We start from the raw sequence: 15,938 nt of genomic DNA on the forward strand, positions 1-15,938 counted from the left end.
TGGGCGAGGCGTGCGGTTCCGTAGGCTAGAGATCAAGGCCGGGCGTTCGGTCCGGCGCAGGCGCCGCTGAGGGGCGCGTGGTCGGCGCCACCCTCTGATCCCCCCCTCAGCCGGCCGAACCTGCGGTGACCGAGCGCCTCCAGCCCGGTGCACAACGCCCGCGCGGCAAGCCACGTCATCTCGCAAAATACATTTGTGTCATAAAACATTCATTTGTATGATCCACTGCAAAAGCACTGCCCTGCATCTGACGGCGGCAGGCCGCTTCCTACCGGGAGCGCCCTTTGGGAGGGGACCATGCAGCGGCTCGTGCAGATTTCCGACACCCATCTCAGCCCGGGCAAGCCGCATTTTGCCTGCAACTGGGAGCCGCTGAGAGCCTGGCTGGCGGGGCAGGGGCCGGACCTCGTCATTCATACCGGGGATGTCACGGTCGATGGCGCCGATGTCGACGAGGATATGCGCCATTGCCGCGAATTGCTGGACGGGCTCGGCTTGCCGGTGCTGAGCATTCCCGGCAATCATGATGTCGGCGAGGCCTGGCATCCGCATCAGCCGGTCAATGCAGAGCGTCTCGCGCGCTGGCGCAGCCATCTCGGCGCGGATTTCTGGAGCCGCGATATCGAGGGCTTCAGGCTGATCGGCCTGAATTCCATGCTGTTCGGCAGCGACGAGGCGGATGAGGAGCGCCAGCTCGCCTGGCTCGAGCGCGAGATCGCCGAGGCCGAGGGGCGCCGTCTCGGCTGGTTCCTGCACCGGCCGCTCTTCGTCGAGACGCCGGATGAAGGCGACAAGGGCTATTGGAGCGTGCCGCCGAGGCCCCGGGCCCATCTGCTCGATCTCGTGCGGAGGCATGACGTCGCCTTCGTCGCCAGCGGCCATCTGCACCGGGCCCATGATTTCATGATCGATGGCACGCGCTACATCTGGGGGCCGTCCTCGGGCTTCGTCGTCGGCCCCGAATTGCAGCCCGGCATGGCCGGTTCAAGCACGCTCGGCGCCGTCACTTATAGCTTCGACGGTCGGGATTTCACCGCCGCGATCCATGAGATTCCCGCGCTGACAACGCTCTGGATCGACGATGTGATCCACGAGGTCTACCCGCCGCGCGCCGCCTGACGACGCCGTCGGCCGCGCCTCGCGGCCGCGTTCGACACCGCCCCGCCATCCCTCACAGTTCAAGAGGCGAACGACATGGCCACAGTCGCACTGTCTTCCATCGCCAAGGCGTTTGGGCCGACACAGGTGCTCGGCGGGGTCGAACTCGACATTGCCGATGGCGAATTCCTGACGCTGGTCGGCCCCTCCGGCTGCGGAAAATCGACCCTGATCCGGATCATCGCCGGGCTGGAACAGCAGGATTCCGGCAGCGTCGCCATTGGCGGGGCCAGCGTGGATCATCTGCGCCCGCATGAGCGGCGCGTCGCGATGGTGTTCCAGTCCTATGCGCTCTATCCGCATATGAGCGTGCGGGCGAATATCGCGCTGCCGCTGATGATGGCGCGGCTGAAACTCTGGCAGCGCCTGCCGCTGCTCCGCCTGCTCTCGGGCCAGCGGCGCAAGGCCATGGCCGGCATCATGACGGATGTCGACGCGGTCGCGACCCAGCTCCAGCTCGGCCATCTGCTCGACCGCAAGCCGGCCCAGCTCTCGGGCGGCCAGCGCCAGCGCGTTGCGCTCGGGCGCGCCATGGTGCGCAGCCCCGATGTCTTCCTGATGGACGAGCCTCTGTCCAATCTCGACGCCAAGCTGCGCGTCCATATGCGCACCGAGCTGGCGGAGCTGCACAAGCGCCTGGGCGCGACCTTCATCTATGTCACGCATGACCAGGTCGAGGCGATGACGATGTCGGACCGCGTCGCGATGATGGATTCAGGCGAGATTCTGCAGCTCGGCACGCCTTCGCAGCTCTATGAGAAACCGGCCTCGCTCAAGGTCGCGCAGTTCATCGGCAGCCCGGCGATCAACCTCCTGCCCGCGACGGTCGGCACTGCAGGCCGCCTCGAATTGTTTGGCCGGCCAATGGCGCTTGCGGTGGCGCCGGCGGCGGGGCAGGCGGTCACCCTCGGCATCCGCGCGGAGGCGCTGACGCTTATCCATGGCGAGCCGGCCGGCGCAGGCCGCGCCTGGTTCTCGGCGCGGCTCAGGCGCAAGGAGAATCTCGGCTCCGAATATATCCTGCATTTCGATCTCGCCGGGCGCGATGCACCGGGCGTCACCATGCGCGCGAGCCCMGCGGTCGCCGCCGGCGTCAACGAGGCGGCCGAGGTCACGCTCGGCTTCGATGAAGCGGCGAGCCATATCTTCGATGCCGACGGCGACAGGCTCGAGCCGCGCGGGCAGGGCGGCGCCTCCGTCGTGCCGCTGAGGGCCTGAGCATGACGCTTGCCCTCTCATCGCCCGCCGCTTTCGCGCCAGTCGCCCGCCGGCGGGCCTTGATCGAGCGGCTGACCGGGCTCGGCTTCGCGCTGCCGGCCTTCATCCTGCTGCTGCTGACGATCCTGCTGCCGCTTGCGGTGCTGATGCTGCTCAGCCTGACGAATTACGAGTTCGGCGGCGTCGACATGGACTGGGTCGGCCTCGCCAATTTCCAGAAGGCGCTGGCCGATCCGATCATCCGGCGCTCTGTCGTCAACACCTTGCTCTATGTCGCGATCGTCGTGCCGGGCGGCGTCTTCGGCGCGCTGCTGATCGCGGTCATGGTGCATCGGCGCCGCCGCAGCCGGTCCTTCTACGAGGTGATCTATTTCCTGCCGGTGACCTCGACGCTGATCGCGATGGCGACCGTCTGGCAGTTCCTGCTCCACCCCTCGCTCGGCCCGGTCAATGGTCTCCTGAAATGGCTCGGCTTTGCGCCGGTCGCCTTCCTGAGCGAGCCATCGACGGCGCTGGCGACGCTGGCCGTGATCGGCATCTGGCAGCTGCTCGGCTTCAACATGATCCTGTTCCTCGCCGGGCTGACCGCGATCCCGCGCGATCTCTACGAGGCGGCCGATATCGATGGCTGCTCCAGCGGCATCGACCGCTTCCTTACCATCACCTGGCCGCTGCTCGGGCCGACAACGATGTTCGTGCTCGTCACCACGATGATCACCGCCTTCAAGATTTTTGACACGGTGGCGGTGATGACGCGCGGTGGCCCGGTCGGCTCCACCGAGGTGCTGCTCTACAACATCTATCTCGAAGGCTTTCAGTATTTCCACACCGGCTATGCCGCGGCGCTGACCTTCATCTTCCTCGCCTTCATCCTCGTCTTCTCGGCCGTGCAGACCTTCGCGCTGGACAAGAAGGTGCATTACTGATGGCCGCTCCTGCGCTTGCCCCCGCCGCCGTCACGCCCGTGCATTCGGTGCTGCGCCGTTTCCTTTCGCTCGCCCTGGTCCATGGCGTGCTGATCGCGGGCGCCATCTTCATGCTGGCGCCCTTCATCTGGATGCTGGTGACCTCGATCAAGCCGCCGGCCGAGATCTTCAGCGCCGAGATCTCGCTCTGGCCAAAGCAGTTCTACGGCCTGCAGAATTACGGTTTCGCGATGGAGAAGGCGCCGCTGCTCCGCTTCGCGCTGAACGGCGTCATCCTCTGCGCCGGCATCCTCGTCGTGCAACTGCTGGTGGCCATTCCCTGCGCCTATGCCCTGGCGAAGCTGAACTTTCCCGGCCGCAACGCGCTCTTCGTCCTGGTGCTGCTCGGGCTCTGCATCCCCGTGCAGGTGCCGGCCATGCCGCTCTATATCGCGCTCGCCCAGCTCGGCCTGCTCAACACCTATTTCTCGATGATGGTGCCGTTCTTCCTCTCGGTCTTCGCCATCTTCCTGTTCCGCCAGTTCTTCCGCAGCTTCCCGGACGACATCATCAACGCGGCAAGGCTCGACGGCATGAGCGAGTTCGAGATCGTCTGGCGCATCGTGACGCCAAGCGCCTGGCCGGCCATCGCCGCCTTCTCGGTCTTCTCGGCGGTGGCGCACTGGAACGACCTGTACTGGCCGCTGATCGTCATTTCCGATGCCAAGCTCGCCCCGCCGCCGCTCGGGATGATGTTCTTCGCCGATGCCGAGACCGGCTCGAATTACGGCGCGCTCACTGCCGCGRCGACGATCCTGACCGCGCCGCTCGTCCTCGCTTTCCTCATCGCCAGACGGAGGTTTATCGACGGCATCACGATGACCGGGGTGAAGTAGGCAGGCTCCGACAAGGACCGGCACTGCCAAGCTCCAACCGCAAGACGCTCAGGCCTGACGCATCGATTCAACCCGGCAGCTTCGCTGTCCATGTCACGGAGATCAAACATGAAACCCTTTGGCAAGGCGCTTGCTGCGGCAGCGCTCGCCCTCGTCGCATCCACGGCCGTCCGCGCCCAGGATGTCACGCTCGACGTGCTCTATGCCTTCCCGGCCTTCGCCAAGTTCCACGAGCCGATAGCCGCGGAATTCATGAAGGCGCACCCCAAGATCAAGATCAATTTCCGCGCGCCGGCGGCGAGCTATGACGAGGGGCATCAGGCGATGCTGCGTCAGTCCGTCACCAACCAGCTGCCGGATGTCTATTATTCCGGCTTCCATCTCTTGAGCGAACTGGTCGAGACGCTCGACAAGCGCAAGCAGGTCGTCGATCTCGCCCCGCTGCTGAAGGGGGAGCCGGAAGACTGGCGCAAGGCGAATTACTCCGACGCGCTGCTCGCGCTCGGCCAGGTCGGCGGCAAGCAGGCTGGCCTTGCTTTCAACGCCTCGACACCGCTGATGTATGTCAATGCCGAGCTGGTGAAGAAGGCGGGCGGCGACCCCGACAAACTGCCCGACACCTGGGCCGAGGTGGTTGCGCTCGCCAAAAAGATCCGTAGCGGCGACACCGCCGGTCTCGCCTACAATATCCATGACTGGCCCGACGACTGGCTCTGGCGCGGCGTGATCCTGCAGGGCGGCCATTCCATGCTGTCGCCCGACGGCAAGAAAGTCGCCTTCGGCGGCGAGGTGGGCGAGAAGACGCTGGGCCTGCTGCGCAGTCTCGTCACGGAAGGCGGCATGCCGGTGATCGACTGGGACCAGTCGCGCCAGCAGTTCATCGCCGGCAAGATCGGCATCTTCTTCGACACGCCGGCACGGCTGCGCCAGGTCACCGACCTGATCGGCGACCGCTTCACCCTGAAGACCGCGCTCTTCCCGGTCGATGACAAGGCCAAGGGCAAGCTGCCGACCGGCGGCAACGCCGCGCTGATCACGGCGAAGGATTCAGCCAAGCAGAAGGCGGCCTGGGAATTCATCAAGTTCGTGACCGGCCCCGAGGCCCAGAAGATCGTCGTCGAGACCGCCGGCTACATGCCGACCAACCTGCGCGCCGGCGGGGACGCGTATCTCGGTCCGTTCTACAAGGACAACGCCAATTTCCGGACGATCAACGGCCAGGTCCAGCGCGCTGCTCCCTGGGAAGGCTATCCCGGCGGCAACTCGGTCCGCATCTGGCGCCAACAGCGCGAGGTGATCTCCGGCGTGATGCGCGGCGACATCCAGCCCAAGGCCGGCATCGAGCGCATCGTCTCCGAGACCGAAGCGCTGATGAAGTGAACAGGCGCGCCTGACGCTTCGCTCCACGCCGCCCGGCGCCAGCCGGGCGGCAAATCCTTTCGATCATCCTTGCCTGGCCCTACGGAGCCCTCATGATCATCGCCCAGCTCAGCGACTTCCATGTGCGCCCGCATGGCCAGCCGGCCTATGGCATCGTCGACACCAATGCTGCGACGCGACGGGCGATCGACGCGGTGCTGGCGCTGGAGCCCCGGCCGGATTGCGTGCTCGTCACCGGCGATCTCTGCGATTGCGGGCTGCCGGAGGAATACGAGATCGTCCGCGCCGAGCTCGCGCGGCTGCCGATGCCGGTCTATGCCGTGCCCGGCAACCATGACCGGCGCGAGGTCTTCKCTTCCGTGCTCGGGGAGGGCGGTTCTTACCTGCCGAAGAGCGGCTTCCTGCACTACGTAATCGAGGACTTCCCGGTCCGGCTGATCGGGCTCGATACGGTCATTCCCGGCGAGGATGGCGGCGAGATCTGTGCCGAGCGCGAGGCCTGGCTCGCTGAGCGCCTTGCCGAGGGGCGCGGCCGCCCGACGCTGATCTTCATGCATCACCCGCCCTTCGCGGTCGGCGTCGACGGCATGGACATCATGCCCTGCCGGGTCTCGCCGGGTTTTGTCGCGCTGATCGCCCGTCATCCCGAGATCGAGCGGGTGCTTTGCGGCCATTACCATCGCCCGATCCAGCTTCGTTTCGCCGGCACGATCGGCTTTGTCGCGCCGGGCACCGCCCATCAGGTCGCGCTCGACCTGTGCCCGGGCACGGAGAACTGGTTCGTCATGGAGCCGCCCGCGCTCGCGATCCATGTCTGGAAACCGGAGACCGGCCTGGTCAGCCATCTCCAGCCGATCGGCGATTTCGGCCCGCGCCGGCCCTTCGTGCTCGACCCCGCCTATCCCGGCAAGCAGCAGGCGGTGGCAGCCCATGTCTGACCAGCGCCTGATTTCCCTTCTCGAACAGGCCGGCGCGCTGGCGCGCGAGGCCGCCGATCTCTTGGTCGCGATGCAGGGCGAGCAGCTTTCCGTGACGCGCAAGGAATTGCGCGATGTCGTCACCGCCGCCGATCTCGCCTCGGAGCGTCTCGTCATCGCGGGCCTGCGCCGGTTGACGCCGGAGGCGGCGATCCTCTCCGAGGAGGCCGGCTTCTCCGGCGCGTCCGACGCGCCCTGCTGGATCATCGACCCGCTCGACGGCACGGTGAACTATGCCGGCGGCCTGCCCTGGTTCTCGGTGACGCTCGCCTATCAGGAAGAGGGCCGCACCGTGCTCGGCCTGACCCATGCCCCGCTCGCCGGGCTGGTCGCGCGCTATGCCGAAGGTTCCGTCGCGAGCATCAATGGAGAGCCTGCCGCCGTCTCCCGGACCAAGAGCCTTGCCGACGCGGTCGTCTCGATCTGCCTGACCTCGCATTATTCGATTGAGGATACGGAGCGGACCTGCGCCGTCATCCGGCGGCTGTCGGGCCTCTGCCGCGGCGTGCGCGTCATCGTCTCCGGCGGGCTTGAAATGTCGCTGGTGGCGGCAGGCCGGCTCGATGCCTTCATCGGGCTGAAGGCCGACATCGTCTCGCACGCCGCCGCCATGCCGCTGGTGCGCGCGGCCGGCGGCAAGGTCACGACGGTCGGCGGACAGGATTCACGCGACGAGGACCTGGAGAAGGTCGTCTCGAACGGGTTGATCCATGAGGAGCTCCTGGAGGCGATCAGGGGCGCCTGAGCCCCACTCGCATGGACGCTTCCCAGGGATCGCTGTAACCATTCCGGCGGCTTGACCTCGCGAGGAGACGCAGCATGGACCGTTTCACGGGCGGCTGTCGGTGCGGCAATGTCCGGATCGTGGCCTCGGGCCGCCCCTACCGCGTCGGCCTCTGCCATTGTCTCGACTGCCGCAAATATCATGGCGCCCTGTTCCATGCGTCCGCGGTGTTTCCTGAGGATGCGGTGACGGTCGAGGGCGAAACCCGCGACTATCGCGGGCGCTTCTTCTGCCCCCGTTGCGGTTCGCCCCTGTTCGGACGCAGCGGCGATGAAATCGAAGTCAATCTGGGCTCGCTCGATGCCCCGGACCAGCTGATGCCGACCTATGAAAGCTGGATCATCCGGCGCGAATCCTGGTTGCCGCCCTTTCCGCTTGCGAGACGCTACGAGCGCGATCGCGACGCCCCGGGGCGTGAGGAATAGGGCGCAGGAACGGTGCACGCCAGCGACGTCAGGGCAGACCGGCCTTGCGGAAGCCATCAACGAAATGCGCGAGCGTCCGGGCGTCGCGGAAGGGCTCCGTCGCGGCCCAGTGCCTGGTCGTGAAATGCGGATTGCCGACGAGGAACAGCGCGGCCTCGGAGCCGGCCTCGTCGAGCCGGCCGAGCTGGGCCAGGCTTGCCGCCAGGAAGCGGCGTGAGCTCGTGCGATAGGTCTCGTCCTTGCGCAGCGTCTCGACGGCGGCTTCGTAGTCGCCCGCTGCATATTGCGCCTGGCCGAGCGTCAGATAGTACCAGCCCGCCGGATACGGGTTCAACCGGAACGCCTTGCCGATATGCGCGAGGCCGTCCTCGGTCCGCCCGGCGAGGACCGCGATGTCGGATAATGTCGCAAAGATATCGGCCTCGTTCGGGTCGAGTTCGATCGCCCGGGCGAATTCCGCATCCGCCTCGGCGAAGCTGCGGTCATAGGCCAGCAGATAGGCCAGGACCCAGCGGCAGCCGGCATCATTGGGGTCGATCGCCACCGCCTTGCGCGCCAGGGCCAGGCCGGTGCTGCGGGCGGGTTCCATCGGCTCGCCCCAATGCACCCAGCCCATCCAGTGGTTCATGGCCAGCCAGCGATAGGCCTCGGCGTAGTCCGGATCGAGCGAAACCGCGCGCGTCAGCATCAGATGCGCTTCCCGCGCCGTCTGCGGGGATTCATCGATCAGCTTGCGCGCCCGCACGCAGAGGTCATAGGCCTCGAGGTTTTTGGGCCGGTTGCGCGGCGGCGGGGCGCTGAGCCGGCCGAGCAGGGCCTCGACGATCTTGCCGGTGACCTCGTCCTGGACGGCAAAGATATCCTCCAGGCTGCGATCGAAGCGCTCCGCCCAGAGATGTTCGCTGCTCACCGCGTCGACCAGCTGTGCGTTGATGCGCACGCGGCCCGCGGCGCGTCTGGCGCTGCCCTCCAGCAGGTAGCGCACGCCAAGATCGCTTGCGATCGCGCGCACATCCATCGCCTTGCCCTTATAGGCAAAGGCCGAGTTGCGGGCGATGACGAACAGGCCGGCATTGCGGGACAGGTCGGTGATCAGGTCTTCGGTCAAGCCATCGGCGAAGGATTCCTGCTCGGGATCGGTGCTGAGATTGACGAAGGGCAGAACGGCGATCGAGGGTTTCCCGGGCAGCGCCAAAGGGGCGCGCCTCGCGCCGTCAAGCTGTTCGATCGCCCCCGTGAAGCGGTAACCGACGCGCGGAACGGTCACGATCCATTCGCCGCTATCGGCGCCCGGGCCCAGCAGCTTCCGCAACTGCGCGATCTGGACGGTGAGATTGCCTTCCTCGACGGCCGTACCCGGCCAGGCCGCATCCATCAGCGCGGCCTTCTCCAGGATTTCGCCGGGCCGCTCGACGAGCGCCGCAAGCAGTTTCAGCCCGCGCTGGCCAAGGGCAACGGGGACATCGTTGCGAAGCAGCGTTCCCGCACCTGAATCAAGCACGAACGGACCAAAGGCAAAGCGCGATCCCTGCATGCGGCGCATTTATAGCCCGTTTGGAAGTTTTTGGAACTATTTGGGCTGGCTTAAGTACGACGCTGCTCGTCTCCCGCAGTCTTCAACCTCATTCAGGCCGAGGGCTCCCGACCCCTCAAACCGGATGGAGGTTGTCATGGACGGATCTTGTACCCTTGCCTCAGTCCCGCACCGGGCCGCGCCGCCGGGCATGTCGCGTTTGCAGTCCAGTCTGGCGAGCCTGCGCAGCATTCTCACGACCTGGCGCTGGCGGCTGCGCTTCCGCTGGCAGCTCGCGCGGAACCTGCAGGAGAATCCGCGTCTGATCAGGGATATCGGCCTGACGACATGGCAGGTCGAGGCCGAGATCGCCAAGCCCTTCTGGCGGCGATGAGCGCCTCGCGCGCTCACGCGTCAGCCACGATGCAGCGCCAGCACCGCCGCGGCGGCGTCTTCATCGGTGATCACCACGGACGCCAGCCTGGCGCGGAGTGCGGCTGCGATCACCGCGGCCTTGTTCGTGCCGCCGGATGCCAGGATCACGGTCGGGATGCGGCGCAGGCCGTCCAGGGGCAGGGCGATGGCGCGGCGGTTGATCGGGTGGTCGATCGCGTTGCCCTCAGCGTCGATGAACTGCCCGAGCATGTCGCCGACCGCACCATGCTCCGCCAATTCCCTGGGGCCGACATCGCCGGGTAGCCCGTAGCGCACCAAAAGCGAGYGCTCGCTCAGATCACCGGCGCTGAGGATCGCGACATCGGTCGCGCGGATGCGGGCGAAGGCGGCCTCGAACACGTCCTGCGCCAGGATGGTGTCGCGCGATTGCGGCGTGCCGGCATAGATCGGTGCCGCCAGATAATGGCACTCCGCCTGCCAGAGCCTGGCGAAATGGCTGGCGATCTCGAACGTGTTGATTTCGATGCCATAGGTCAGCCCGCCCATCATCGAGGTCACGGTCAGGTCGCGATACTGGCCGGCCCGCACATGCCGGATCGTCTCGCGCAGCGTCCCGCCCCAGCCGACGCCGAAGACGCCCGAGGGATGCTCGTCGATGATCTGCGAGACCAGCTCGCCGGCCGCCTTGCCGATCTGCGCGGAGATCTGTGCCGGGTCGCTCGGCGTCGGCACGACGATCGCGTCCTTGAGGCCGAACGCCTCGACCAGCGCCTGTTCCAGCCTGACGCAGCTCTCCAGCCGCGAATTGATCGTGATATTCACGAGCCCGCTGCTGCGCGCCTCGTTCAGCAGGCGGTTGACCCGCAGCCGCGTCATTTTCAGCCGGTCGGCGATATCCGCCTGGGTCAGGCCTTCCATGTAATAGAGCCAGGCGGCCCTGACCTGGGTTTGCGGATCCTCCGGCATCGCGTCATCCCAAGGGCGAGAGCGGCGTCGAGACCGCCAGCCCTTCGCGGCGGAATCGGTCGAGATTGCGTTCCTGCACCGGGCTTACATCGCTTTCGTTTGCTGCGACAACGCACAGCGATGCGGCCTGCCGCTGCGGATTTGCCTTGACCTTCACTAATGTAAATACACAAATACATTTGTAGAAGACCCAGCGAAGCCGGAGTGCGTTGCAGAATGTCCCACGCCATCTTTCTTCACGCCGCGGGTGACGCGCGCTTCGCGCCGTTCAACCTGCGCGAGGGGGCTGCCAGTGAAACCCTGCTGGATGTCGCGGCCGTCGGCCTCTGTGGCAGCGATCTGCACTATTACAAGGATGGCGGCATCGGTTCGGCCGTGATTGCCACCCCTTTCGTGCCGGGCCACGAGTTCAGCGGCTGGCTGACCGAGGACCTGCCGGAGCTTGGCCTGGCGCGGGGCGCACTGGTCGCGGTCGATCCGAATCAGGCCTGCGGCCAGTGCCAGCATTGCCGTGACGGCCACCCCAATCTCTGCCCCGAGGTCGTGTTCATCGGTGCGCCCCCGCATGATGGCGCGATGACCGAGCGGATCTGGGTGCCGAAATCGCAGATCGTTCCCGTGCCGGAACGCTTCACGCCGAGCGATGCCGTGATGCTGGAGCCGCTCGGCGTCGCGATCCACGCGGTCGACCTCGCCAAGCCCCGCCTGCTCGAACGCGTCGCGCTGATTGGTTGCGGCCCGATCGGGCTCCTGATCCTGCAGGTGCTCCGGGCCGTCGGCGTCGGCGAGATTCTGGCCTGCGATCCGCAGCAGCATCGGCGCGCGCTGGCGCTCAAGCTCGGCGCGAGCAAGGCCGGCGCCAGCGTGGCCGAGATCGCGGACTGGACGAAGGGCGAGGGCATGCCGCTGGTGGTCGAGGCCACCAATGCACCGGAAGGCTTTCGCGATGCCATTCGCGCCGCGCGCATCGGCGGGCGGGTCGTGCTCGTCGGTATTCCCGATGGCGACAGCTATGTCGTTCCCGCCGCCGAAGCCCGCCGGCGCGGCCTCACCATCAAGTTCTCGCGGCGCATGGGCCATGTCTATCCCCGGGCGATCGAACTCGTCGCGCAGGGCAAGGTCGATGTCGATGCGGTCGTCAGCCACCGCTTCTCGCTTGCCGACGGGCCCGACGCCTTTCGTCGCCACGCCGCCAACGAGCCCGGCATGGTGAAGAGCCTGATCGCTTAGATCATCAGACCGGACACGATATCCGGTCCGATGACCGAAGCGCTCGTGGAAACATGACGGGCGTCCGACACTGGCGAGGTGGCGCCTGACGTGAGCTTCATCGGCATCGATCTCGGCACCTCGTCGCTCAAGGCCATCCTGGTCGACGGGCAACAACGCGTCGTCGCCGATACGGCGCGCGCGCTCACCGTGCATCGTCCGCAGCCGCTCTGGTCGGAGCAGGAGCCGGGCGATTGGGTCGCCGCCGCCTTGGGCGCCTTGCACGACCTGAGGGACGCTGCGCCCTCCGCCTTTCGTCTCTGCAGGGGCATTGGCCTGTCAGGGCAGATGCATGGCGCCGTACTCCTGGACGAGGCCGACCGGCCGCTGCGTCCCTGCATCCTCTGGAATGATGGCCGCGCCAGCGCGGAATGCGCCGCGCTCGAGGCGGCCGAGCCGGCCTCGCGCGCCATCACCGGCAACATCGCGATGCCGGGCTTCACCGCGCCAAAGCTGCTCTGGGTCCGCCGGCATGAGCCCGCTCTCTTCCGGCGCATCCGAAAAGTCCTGCTGCCGAAGGCCTATCTGCACCTTGTGCTGACGGGGGAAGCGATCGAGGAGATGTCGGACGCATCAGGCACGCTCTGGCTCGATGTCGGTTCCCGCGACTGGTCGCAGAGGATGCTTGCTGCGACCGGGCTCGATCGCAGCCAGATGCCAGCCCTCGTCGAGGGCTCGCAGCCCGCCGGACGGATGCGCGCGGATCTCGCCCGCGAACTCGGCTTTGATTCACCGCCGCTCTTTGCCGGAGGGGCAGGCGATAATGCGGCCGGCGCGGTTGGCTTGGGCGCCGTCGCCGCCGGGGCGAGTTTCCTGTCGCTCGGCACATCCGGTGTGCTCTGGCGTACCACCGCCGGTTTCGAGCCGCGGGCTGACAGGGCCGTTCATGCCTTCTGCCATGCCTTGCCCGGCCTCTGGCACCAGATGTCGGTCCATCTCTCCGCCGCCGCGAGCCTGAACTGGTGGGCGAACGTGACGGGGCATACAGAGGCCGAGTTGCTGGCGGCGCTCGGCGAGACCGTCACGGCGCCATCGCCGGTGTTGTTCACGCCCTATCTCTCCGGCGAGCGCACGCCCCATAACGACCCGCAGATGCGCGGCGGCTTCGCCCGTCTCGGTCACGAAACCGGCCGCAATGCCATGACGCAGGCGGTGCTGGAGGGCGTCGCCTTCGCATTCAGGGACGGCAAGGCGGCGCTGGAAAGCGCGGGCGGGCCGATCATGGAAGCCGTGGTCATTGGCGGCGGCGCGCGTTCGGGCCTGTGGCTCTCCATCCTCGCCAGCGTCCTGGACATGAGATTGCATCGCTATCCTCAGACCGAGACCGGCGCCGCCTTCGGGGCGGCGCGGCTCGCCCGCTTGGCCTGCACCGGCGAGAACTCCGGCGAAATCTGTACCCAACCCCTGAGAAGCCCCGAGATTTTCAATCCGCAGCGGGATCTCGTTGCGGCCTATCGGGAGCGCTACGACGATTGGCAGAGCGCCGCTGAATTCAGTCGCGCGCTGCAGTAGGCGCGGTTGCAGGATTTGACAGGAATGCGAGCGGATGCTCTTGATCGGAGCATCCGTTCAAGATTGTTGCTGTCTCATGGCTCCGCTTCCACGCTTCGACCTCATCATCCTCGACTGCGACGGCGTGCTCGTCGACAGCGAGACGATCAGCTGCCGCACCCTGGTCGATATTCTCTCGCCACTGGACCCGGATTATGATCTGGAAGCGGTGATGCGGCGCTATCTCGGGCGCCCCGCCAGCGCAGTCGTCGAGGATTATGAGCGCATGACCGGCCGGCCGGCTCCGGAGAGTTTCAGGCAGGACTGGCGGGCGCGGCTCTTCTCCGCCTTCAGCGCGGCGCTGCAACCCGTTGCCGGCGTGCGCGAGGCGGTCGAGGCCTTCGATGTCGACTATTGCGTCGCGTCCTCCAGCGACGAGGAGCGCATCGAGCATTGCCTGCGCAAGGTGGAGCTCTGGAATCTGTTCGAGGGGCGGATCTTCAGCACGACGCGCGTCCAGCGCGGCAAGCCCGCGCCCGACCTCTTCCTGCTTGCGGCGCGCGAGCGCGGCGTAGCGCCCGAGCGTTGCCTCGTCATCGAGGACAGCGTCAGCGGCGTGCTTGCCGCCAAGGCGGCGGGAATGACCGCCTATGGCCTGACCGCAGGCAGTCATTTTGCGGTGCTGGACCAGCGGCGCGCGCTGGTCGAGGCCGGCGCCGACAGGTTGCTCGGCGCCTGGCGCGAGCTCGCGCTGCCTGCAACGGCGGGCTGAGGCGTCATGGCCGATAATGACAGCGCGCGCCTCGACGATGCCGCCCGCGCCGGCTGGCTCTACTACATTGCCGGCCGCACCCAGGACGACATCGCCGGGATCCTGAACATTTCGCGCCCCGCCGCGCAGCGGCTGGTTTCGCTCAGCCGCAGCGAGGGGCTGATCAGCTTCCAGATGAACCATCCGATCGGCGCCTGCATGGAGCTTGCGGCACGGCTGCGCGATCGTTTCGAGCTGCAGCACTGCGAGATCGCGCCCTCCGACGGCTCGGCCGAGACGGCTGCGGCCGGCGTCGCCTCGCTCGGCGGGGTGCTGATCGAGCGCTGGCTGCGCTCGCGCAAATCGCTGGTCATGGCGCTCGGTACCGGGCGTTCGATGCGCGCCAGCATCGAGCGGGTGTCGCCGATGTCCTGCCCGCTGCACCGGCTCGTCTCGCTGGTCGGCACGATCTCGCCGGATGGCTCCGCCAGCCCGTTCGACACGCTGGTCAAGCTCGCCGAGATCACCAAGGCCCAGCATTTCCCGATGCCGCTGCCGCTCTATGTCTCGAGCCCCGAGGAGCGGGCGCAGCTGATCGAGATCGAGGCGATCCGGCGTATCCGCGCGATCGCCGGCGAGGCCGATCTCTGGCTAATGGGCATCAGCCAGATCGGCGAGGACGCCGTGCTCTATCGGGACGGTTTCATGACGCGCAGCGAATTGCTCGAAATGGTGCGCCACGGCGCGGTCGGCGAGGTTACCGGCTGGGTCTTCGACGGTGAGGGCAGGCTGCTCGACCGCGGTACCAATCTGCGGGTCACCTCCGTGCCGCCGGAGCCCGGCAGCGACCGGCTGCGGATCTGCATCGGACAGGGTACCGCCAAGGTCGCTCCTCTGCGTGCCGCGCTCAGCGGTCGTCTCATCAATGGCCTCGTCACGGACGAGGATACGGCGCGCGCCCTGCTGGCGCTCTGAGGCCGGCCAGCAGCTCCCTGCGTCCATCGCGTCACTCCCGCTTCGTCCTGATGTCCGGCCCGTGCCCCCCGATTGCCGGCGGCCGTCATCGCTTTGTCATCGATGGTTGACATAGAAGCGGAGTGTGCGAGCATATGCTTCAATCAAGAGCAGATGCTCATATAAACCGACGAGGGAGGCTTTGAATGCGACCTGTCTTTGGTGCGCTCGCTGGTGCGGGTGCGATGCTTCTGGCGGGGTTGTCCTGCGCCCAGGCGGCAACCGAAATCGAGTTCTGGCATGCGATGAGCGGCACGCTCGGCGAACGCGTCGACGAGCTGGTCAAGAAGTTCAACGACTCGCAGAAGGACTATGTCGTCAAGGCGGTCGGCAAGGGCACCTATGACGAGGTCCTGAACGGCACGATCGCCGCCTATCGGGCCAAGCGCCAGCCGGAGATCGTGCAGTCGAACGAGCGCTCCTTCCTGACCATGGTCAATTCGGGGGCGATCATCCCGACCAGCGAACTGATGGCCCAGCAGGGCCAGCCGATCGACGTCAAGAAATACATCGCGCCGGTCGTCAGCTACTACGCCATCGACGGCAAGCTCCAGGCGATGCCGTTCAACTCCTCGACGCCGATCCTGTTCTACAACCGCGACCATTTCAAAGCCGCGGGCTTCGACAAGCCCGGCGCGACCTGGCAGGAGCTCGAGCCGCAGCTCGAAGCGATCAAGGCCAAGGGCGTGTCGAAATGCGCCATGGTGCTGCCGGGCGACTACGAGTGGAGCTTCCTGGAAAACTACAGCGCCGTGAACGACATCCCGTATGCGACCAAGCGCAACGGCATGGACG

16 protein-coding genes are annotated in these 15,938 nt (G+C 66.7%); 14 read left to right on the forward strand and 2 right to left on the reverse strand.

The window, feature by feature from the left end; genetic code table 11:
- Nucleotides 1-297 precede the first annotated feature (297 nt).
- From AC1DRP_RS18815 to AC1DRP_RS18850, 8 genes are all read left to right on the forward strand, one after another.
- Entirely contained in the window at nt 298-1,119 is an 822-nt protein-coding gene (locus tag AC1DRP_RS18815; protein ID WP_441488394.1) for a metallophosphoesterase family protein, read from the forward strand.
- 75 nt (nt 1,120-1,194) lie between these two features.
- Nucleotides 1,195-2,376, forward strand: a complete 1,182-nt coding sequence (locus AC1DRP_RS18820; protein WP_441507938.1) for an ABC transporter ATP-binding protein — start codon at nt 1,195-1,197, stop codon at nt 2,374-2,376.
- A 2-nt stretch (nt 2,377-2,378) separates the two neighbouring features.
- Complete coding sequence (locus tag AC1DRP_RS18825) at nt 2,379-3,302, forward strand: carbohydrate ABC transporter permease (RefSeq protein WP_441507937.1); 924 nt, start codon at nt 2,379-2,381, stop codon at nt 3,300-3,302.
- A gap of 110 nt (nt 3,303-3,412) precedes the next feature.
- Nucleotides 3,413-4,177, forward strand: a complete 765-nt coding sequence (locus tag AC1DRP_RS18830; RefSeq protein WP_476769262.1) for a carbohydrate ABC transporter permease — start codon at nt 3,413-3,415, stop codon at nt 4,175-4,177.
- A gap of 108 nt (nt 4,178-4,285) precedes the next feature.
- A complete protein-coding gene (locus tag AC1DRP_RS18835; protein WP_476769255.1) occupies nt 4,286-5,557 on the forward strand; it encodes an ABC transporter substrate-binding protein in 1,272 nt (423 codons plus the stop codon).
- Between the two features lie 92 nt (nt 5,558-5,649).
- A complete protein-coding gene (locus AC1DRP_RS18840) occupies nt 5,650-6,495 on the forward strand; it encodes a phosphodiesterase (RefSeq protein ID WP_476769256.1) in 846 nt (281 codons plus the stop codon).
- Entirely contained in the window at nt 6,488-7,279 is a 792-nt protein-coding gene (locus tag AC1DRP_RS18845; protein WP_441488389.1) for an inositol monophosphatase family protein, read from the forward strand. The genes AC1DRP_RS18840 and AC1DRP_RS18845 overlap by 8 nt, the downstream gene beginning before the upstream one ends.
- A 74-nt stretch (nt 7,280-7,353) precedes the next feature.
- Nucleotides 7,354-7,743: a GFA family protein gene (locus AC1DRP_RS18850; RefSeq protein WP_441488388.1), complete on the forward strand. Its 390-nt coding sequence runs from the start codon at nt 7,354-7,356 to the stop codon at nt 7,741-7,743.
- A gap of 28 nt (nt 7,744-7,771) precedes the next feature.
- Here AC1DRP_RS18850 and AC1DRP_RS18855 read toward each other — a convergent pair whose 3' ends face one another.
- Nucleotides 7,772-9,286: a winged helix-turn-helix domain-containing tetratricopeptide repeat protein gene (locus tag AC1DRP_RS18855; RefSeq protein ID WP_441507935.1), complete on the reverse strand. Its 1,515-nt coding sequence runs from the start codon at nt 9,284-9,286 to the stop codon at nt 7,772-7,774.
- Nucleotides 9,287-9,413: 127 nt separating this feature from the next.
- Between AC1DRP_RS18855 and AC1DRP_RS18860 the strand changes: the two genes are divergently transcribed.
- A complete protein-coding gene (locus AC1DRP_RS18860) occupies nt 9,414-9,650 on the forward strand; it encodes a DUF1127 domain-containing protein (RefSeq protein ID WP_441488386.1) in 237 nt (78 codons plus the stop codon).
- A gap of 20 nt (nt 9,651-9,670) precedes the next feature.
- On the opposite strand, the gene AC1DRP_RS18865 is transcribed toward AC1DRP_RS18860, so the two are convergent.
- Nucleotides 9,671-10,618: a sugar-binding transcriptional regulator gene (locus AC1DRP_RS18865; protein WP_476769257.1), complete on the reverse strand. Its 948-nt coding sequence runs from the start codon at nt 10,616-10,618 to the stop codon at nt 9,671-9,673.
- 216 nt (nt 10,619-10,834) lie between these two features.
- Here AC1DRP_RS18865 and AC1DRP_RS18870 point away from each other — a divergent pair, with 216 nt between their 5' ends.
- The 5 genes from AC1DRP_RS18870 to AC1DRP_RS18890 form a co-directional block, all read left to right on the forward strand.
- The gene (locus AC1DRP_RS18870; RefSeq protein WP_476769258.1) at nt 10,835-11,848 is read left to right on the forward strand and encodes a zinc-dependent alcohol dehydrogenase; all 1,014 of its coding nucleotides are present in this window, start codon (nt 10,835-10,837) and stop codon (nt 11,846-11,848) included.
- Between the two features lie 90 nt (nt 11,849-11,938).
- Nucleotides 11,939-13,399: a xylulokinase gene (xylB, locus tag AC1DRP_RS18875; protein WP_476769259.1), complete on the forward strand. Its 1,461-nt coding sequence runs from the start codon at nt 11,939-11,941 to the stop codon at nt 13,397-13,399.
- Between the two features lie 76 nt (nt 13,400-13,475).
- The gene (locus tag AC1DRP_RS18880) at nt 13,476-14,150 is read left to right on the forward strand and encodes an HAD family hydrolase (RefSeq protein ID WP_441507933.1); all 675 of its coding nucleotides are present in this window, start codon (nt 13,476-13,478) and stop codon (nt 14,148-14,150) included.
- A gap of 6 nt (nt 14,151-14,156) precedes the next feature.
- On the forward strand, nt 14,157-15,104 hold the full coding sequence (locus AC1DRP_RS18885; protein WP_441507932.1) for a sugar-binding transcriptional regulator: 948 nt from the start codon (nt 14,157-14,159) through the stop codon (nt 15,102-15,104).
- A gap of 185 nt (nt 15,105-15,289) precedes the next feature.
- Nucleotides 15,290-15,938, forward strand: a 649-nt coding sequence (locus AC1DRP_RS18890) for an extracellular solute-binding protein (RefSeq protein WP_476769260.1), incomplete at its 3' end; no start/stop codon positions are given.

The sequence above is a fragment of the Allobosea sp. 01N443 genome (assembly GCF_056399325.1).

Coding starts and splice junctions, on each gene's coding strand:
- AC1DRP_RS18885 (WP_441507932.1), top strand. CDS start 14,157: ATGGCCGATAATGACAGCGCGCGCCTCGACGATGCCGCCCGCGCCGGC.
- AC1DRP_RS18870 (WP_476769258.1), top strand. CDS start 10,835: ATGTCCCACGCCATCTTTCTTCACGCCGCGGGTGACGCGCGCTTCGCG.
- AC1DRP_RS18880 (WP_441507933.1), top strand. CDS start 13,476: ATGGCTCCGCTTCCACGCTTCGACCTCATCATCCTCGACTGCGACGGC.
- AC1DRP_RS18825 (WP_441507937.1), top strand. CDS start 2,379: ATGACGCTTGCCCTCTCATCGCCCGCCGCTTTCGCGCCAGTCGCCCGC.
- AC1DRP_RS18835 (WP_476769255.1), top strand. CDS start 4,286: ATGAAACCCTTTGGCAAGGCGCTTGCTGCGGCAGCGCTCGCCCTCGTC.
- AC1DRP_RS18860 (WP_441488386.1), top strand. CDS start 9,414: ATGGACGGATCTTGTACCCTTGCCTCAGTCCCGCACCGGGCCGCGCCG.
- AC1DRP_RS18845 (WP_441488389.1), top strand. CDS start 6,488: ATGTCTGACCAGCGCCTGATTTCCCTTCTCGAACAGGCCGGCGCGCTG.
- AC1DRP_RS18855 (WP_441507935.1), bottom strand. CDS start 9,286: ATGCGCCGCATGCAGGGATCGCGCTTTGCCTTTGGTCCGTTCGTGCTT.
- AC1DRP_RS18815 (WP_441488394.1), top strand. CDS start 298: ATGCAGCGGCTCGTGCAGATTTCCGACACCCATCTCAGCCCGGGCAAG.
- AC1DRP_RS18850 (WP_441488388.1), top strand. CDS start 7,354: ATGGACCGTTTCACGGGCGGCTGTCGGTGCGGCAATGTCCGGATCGTG.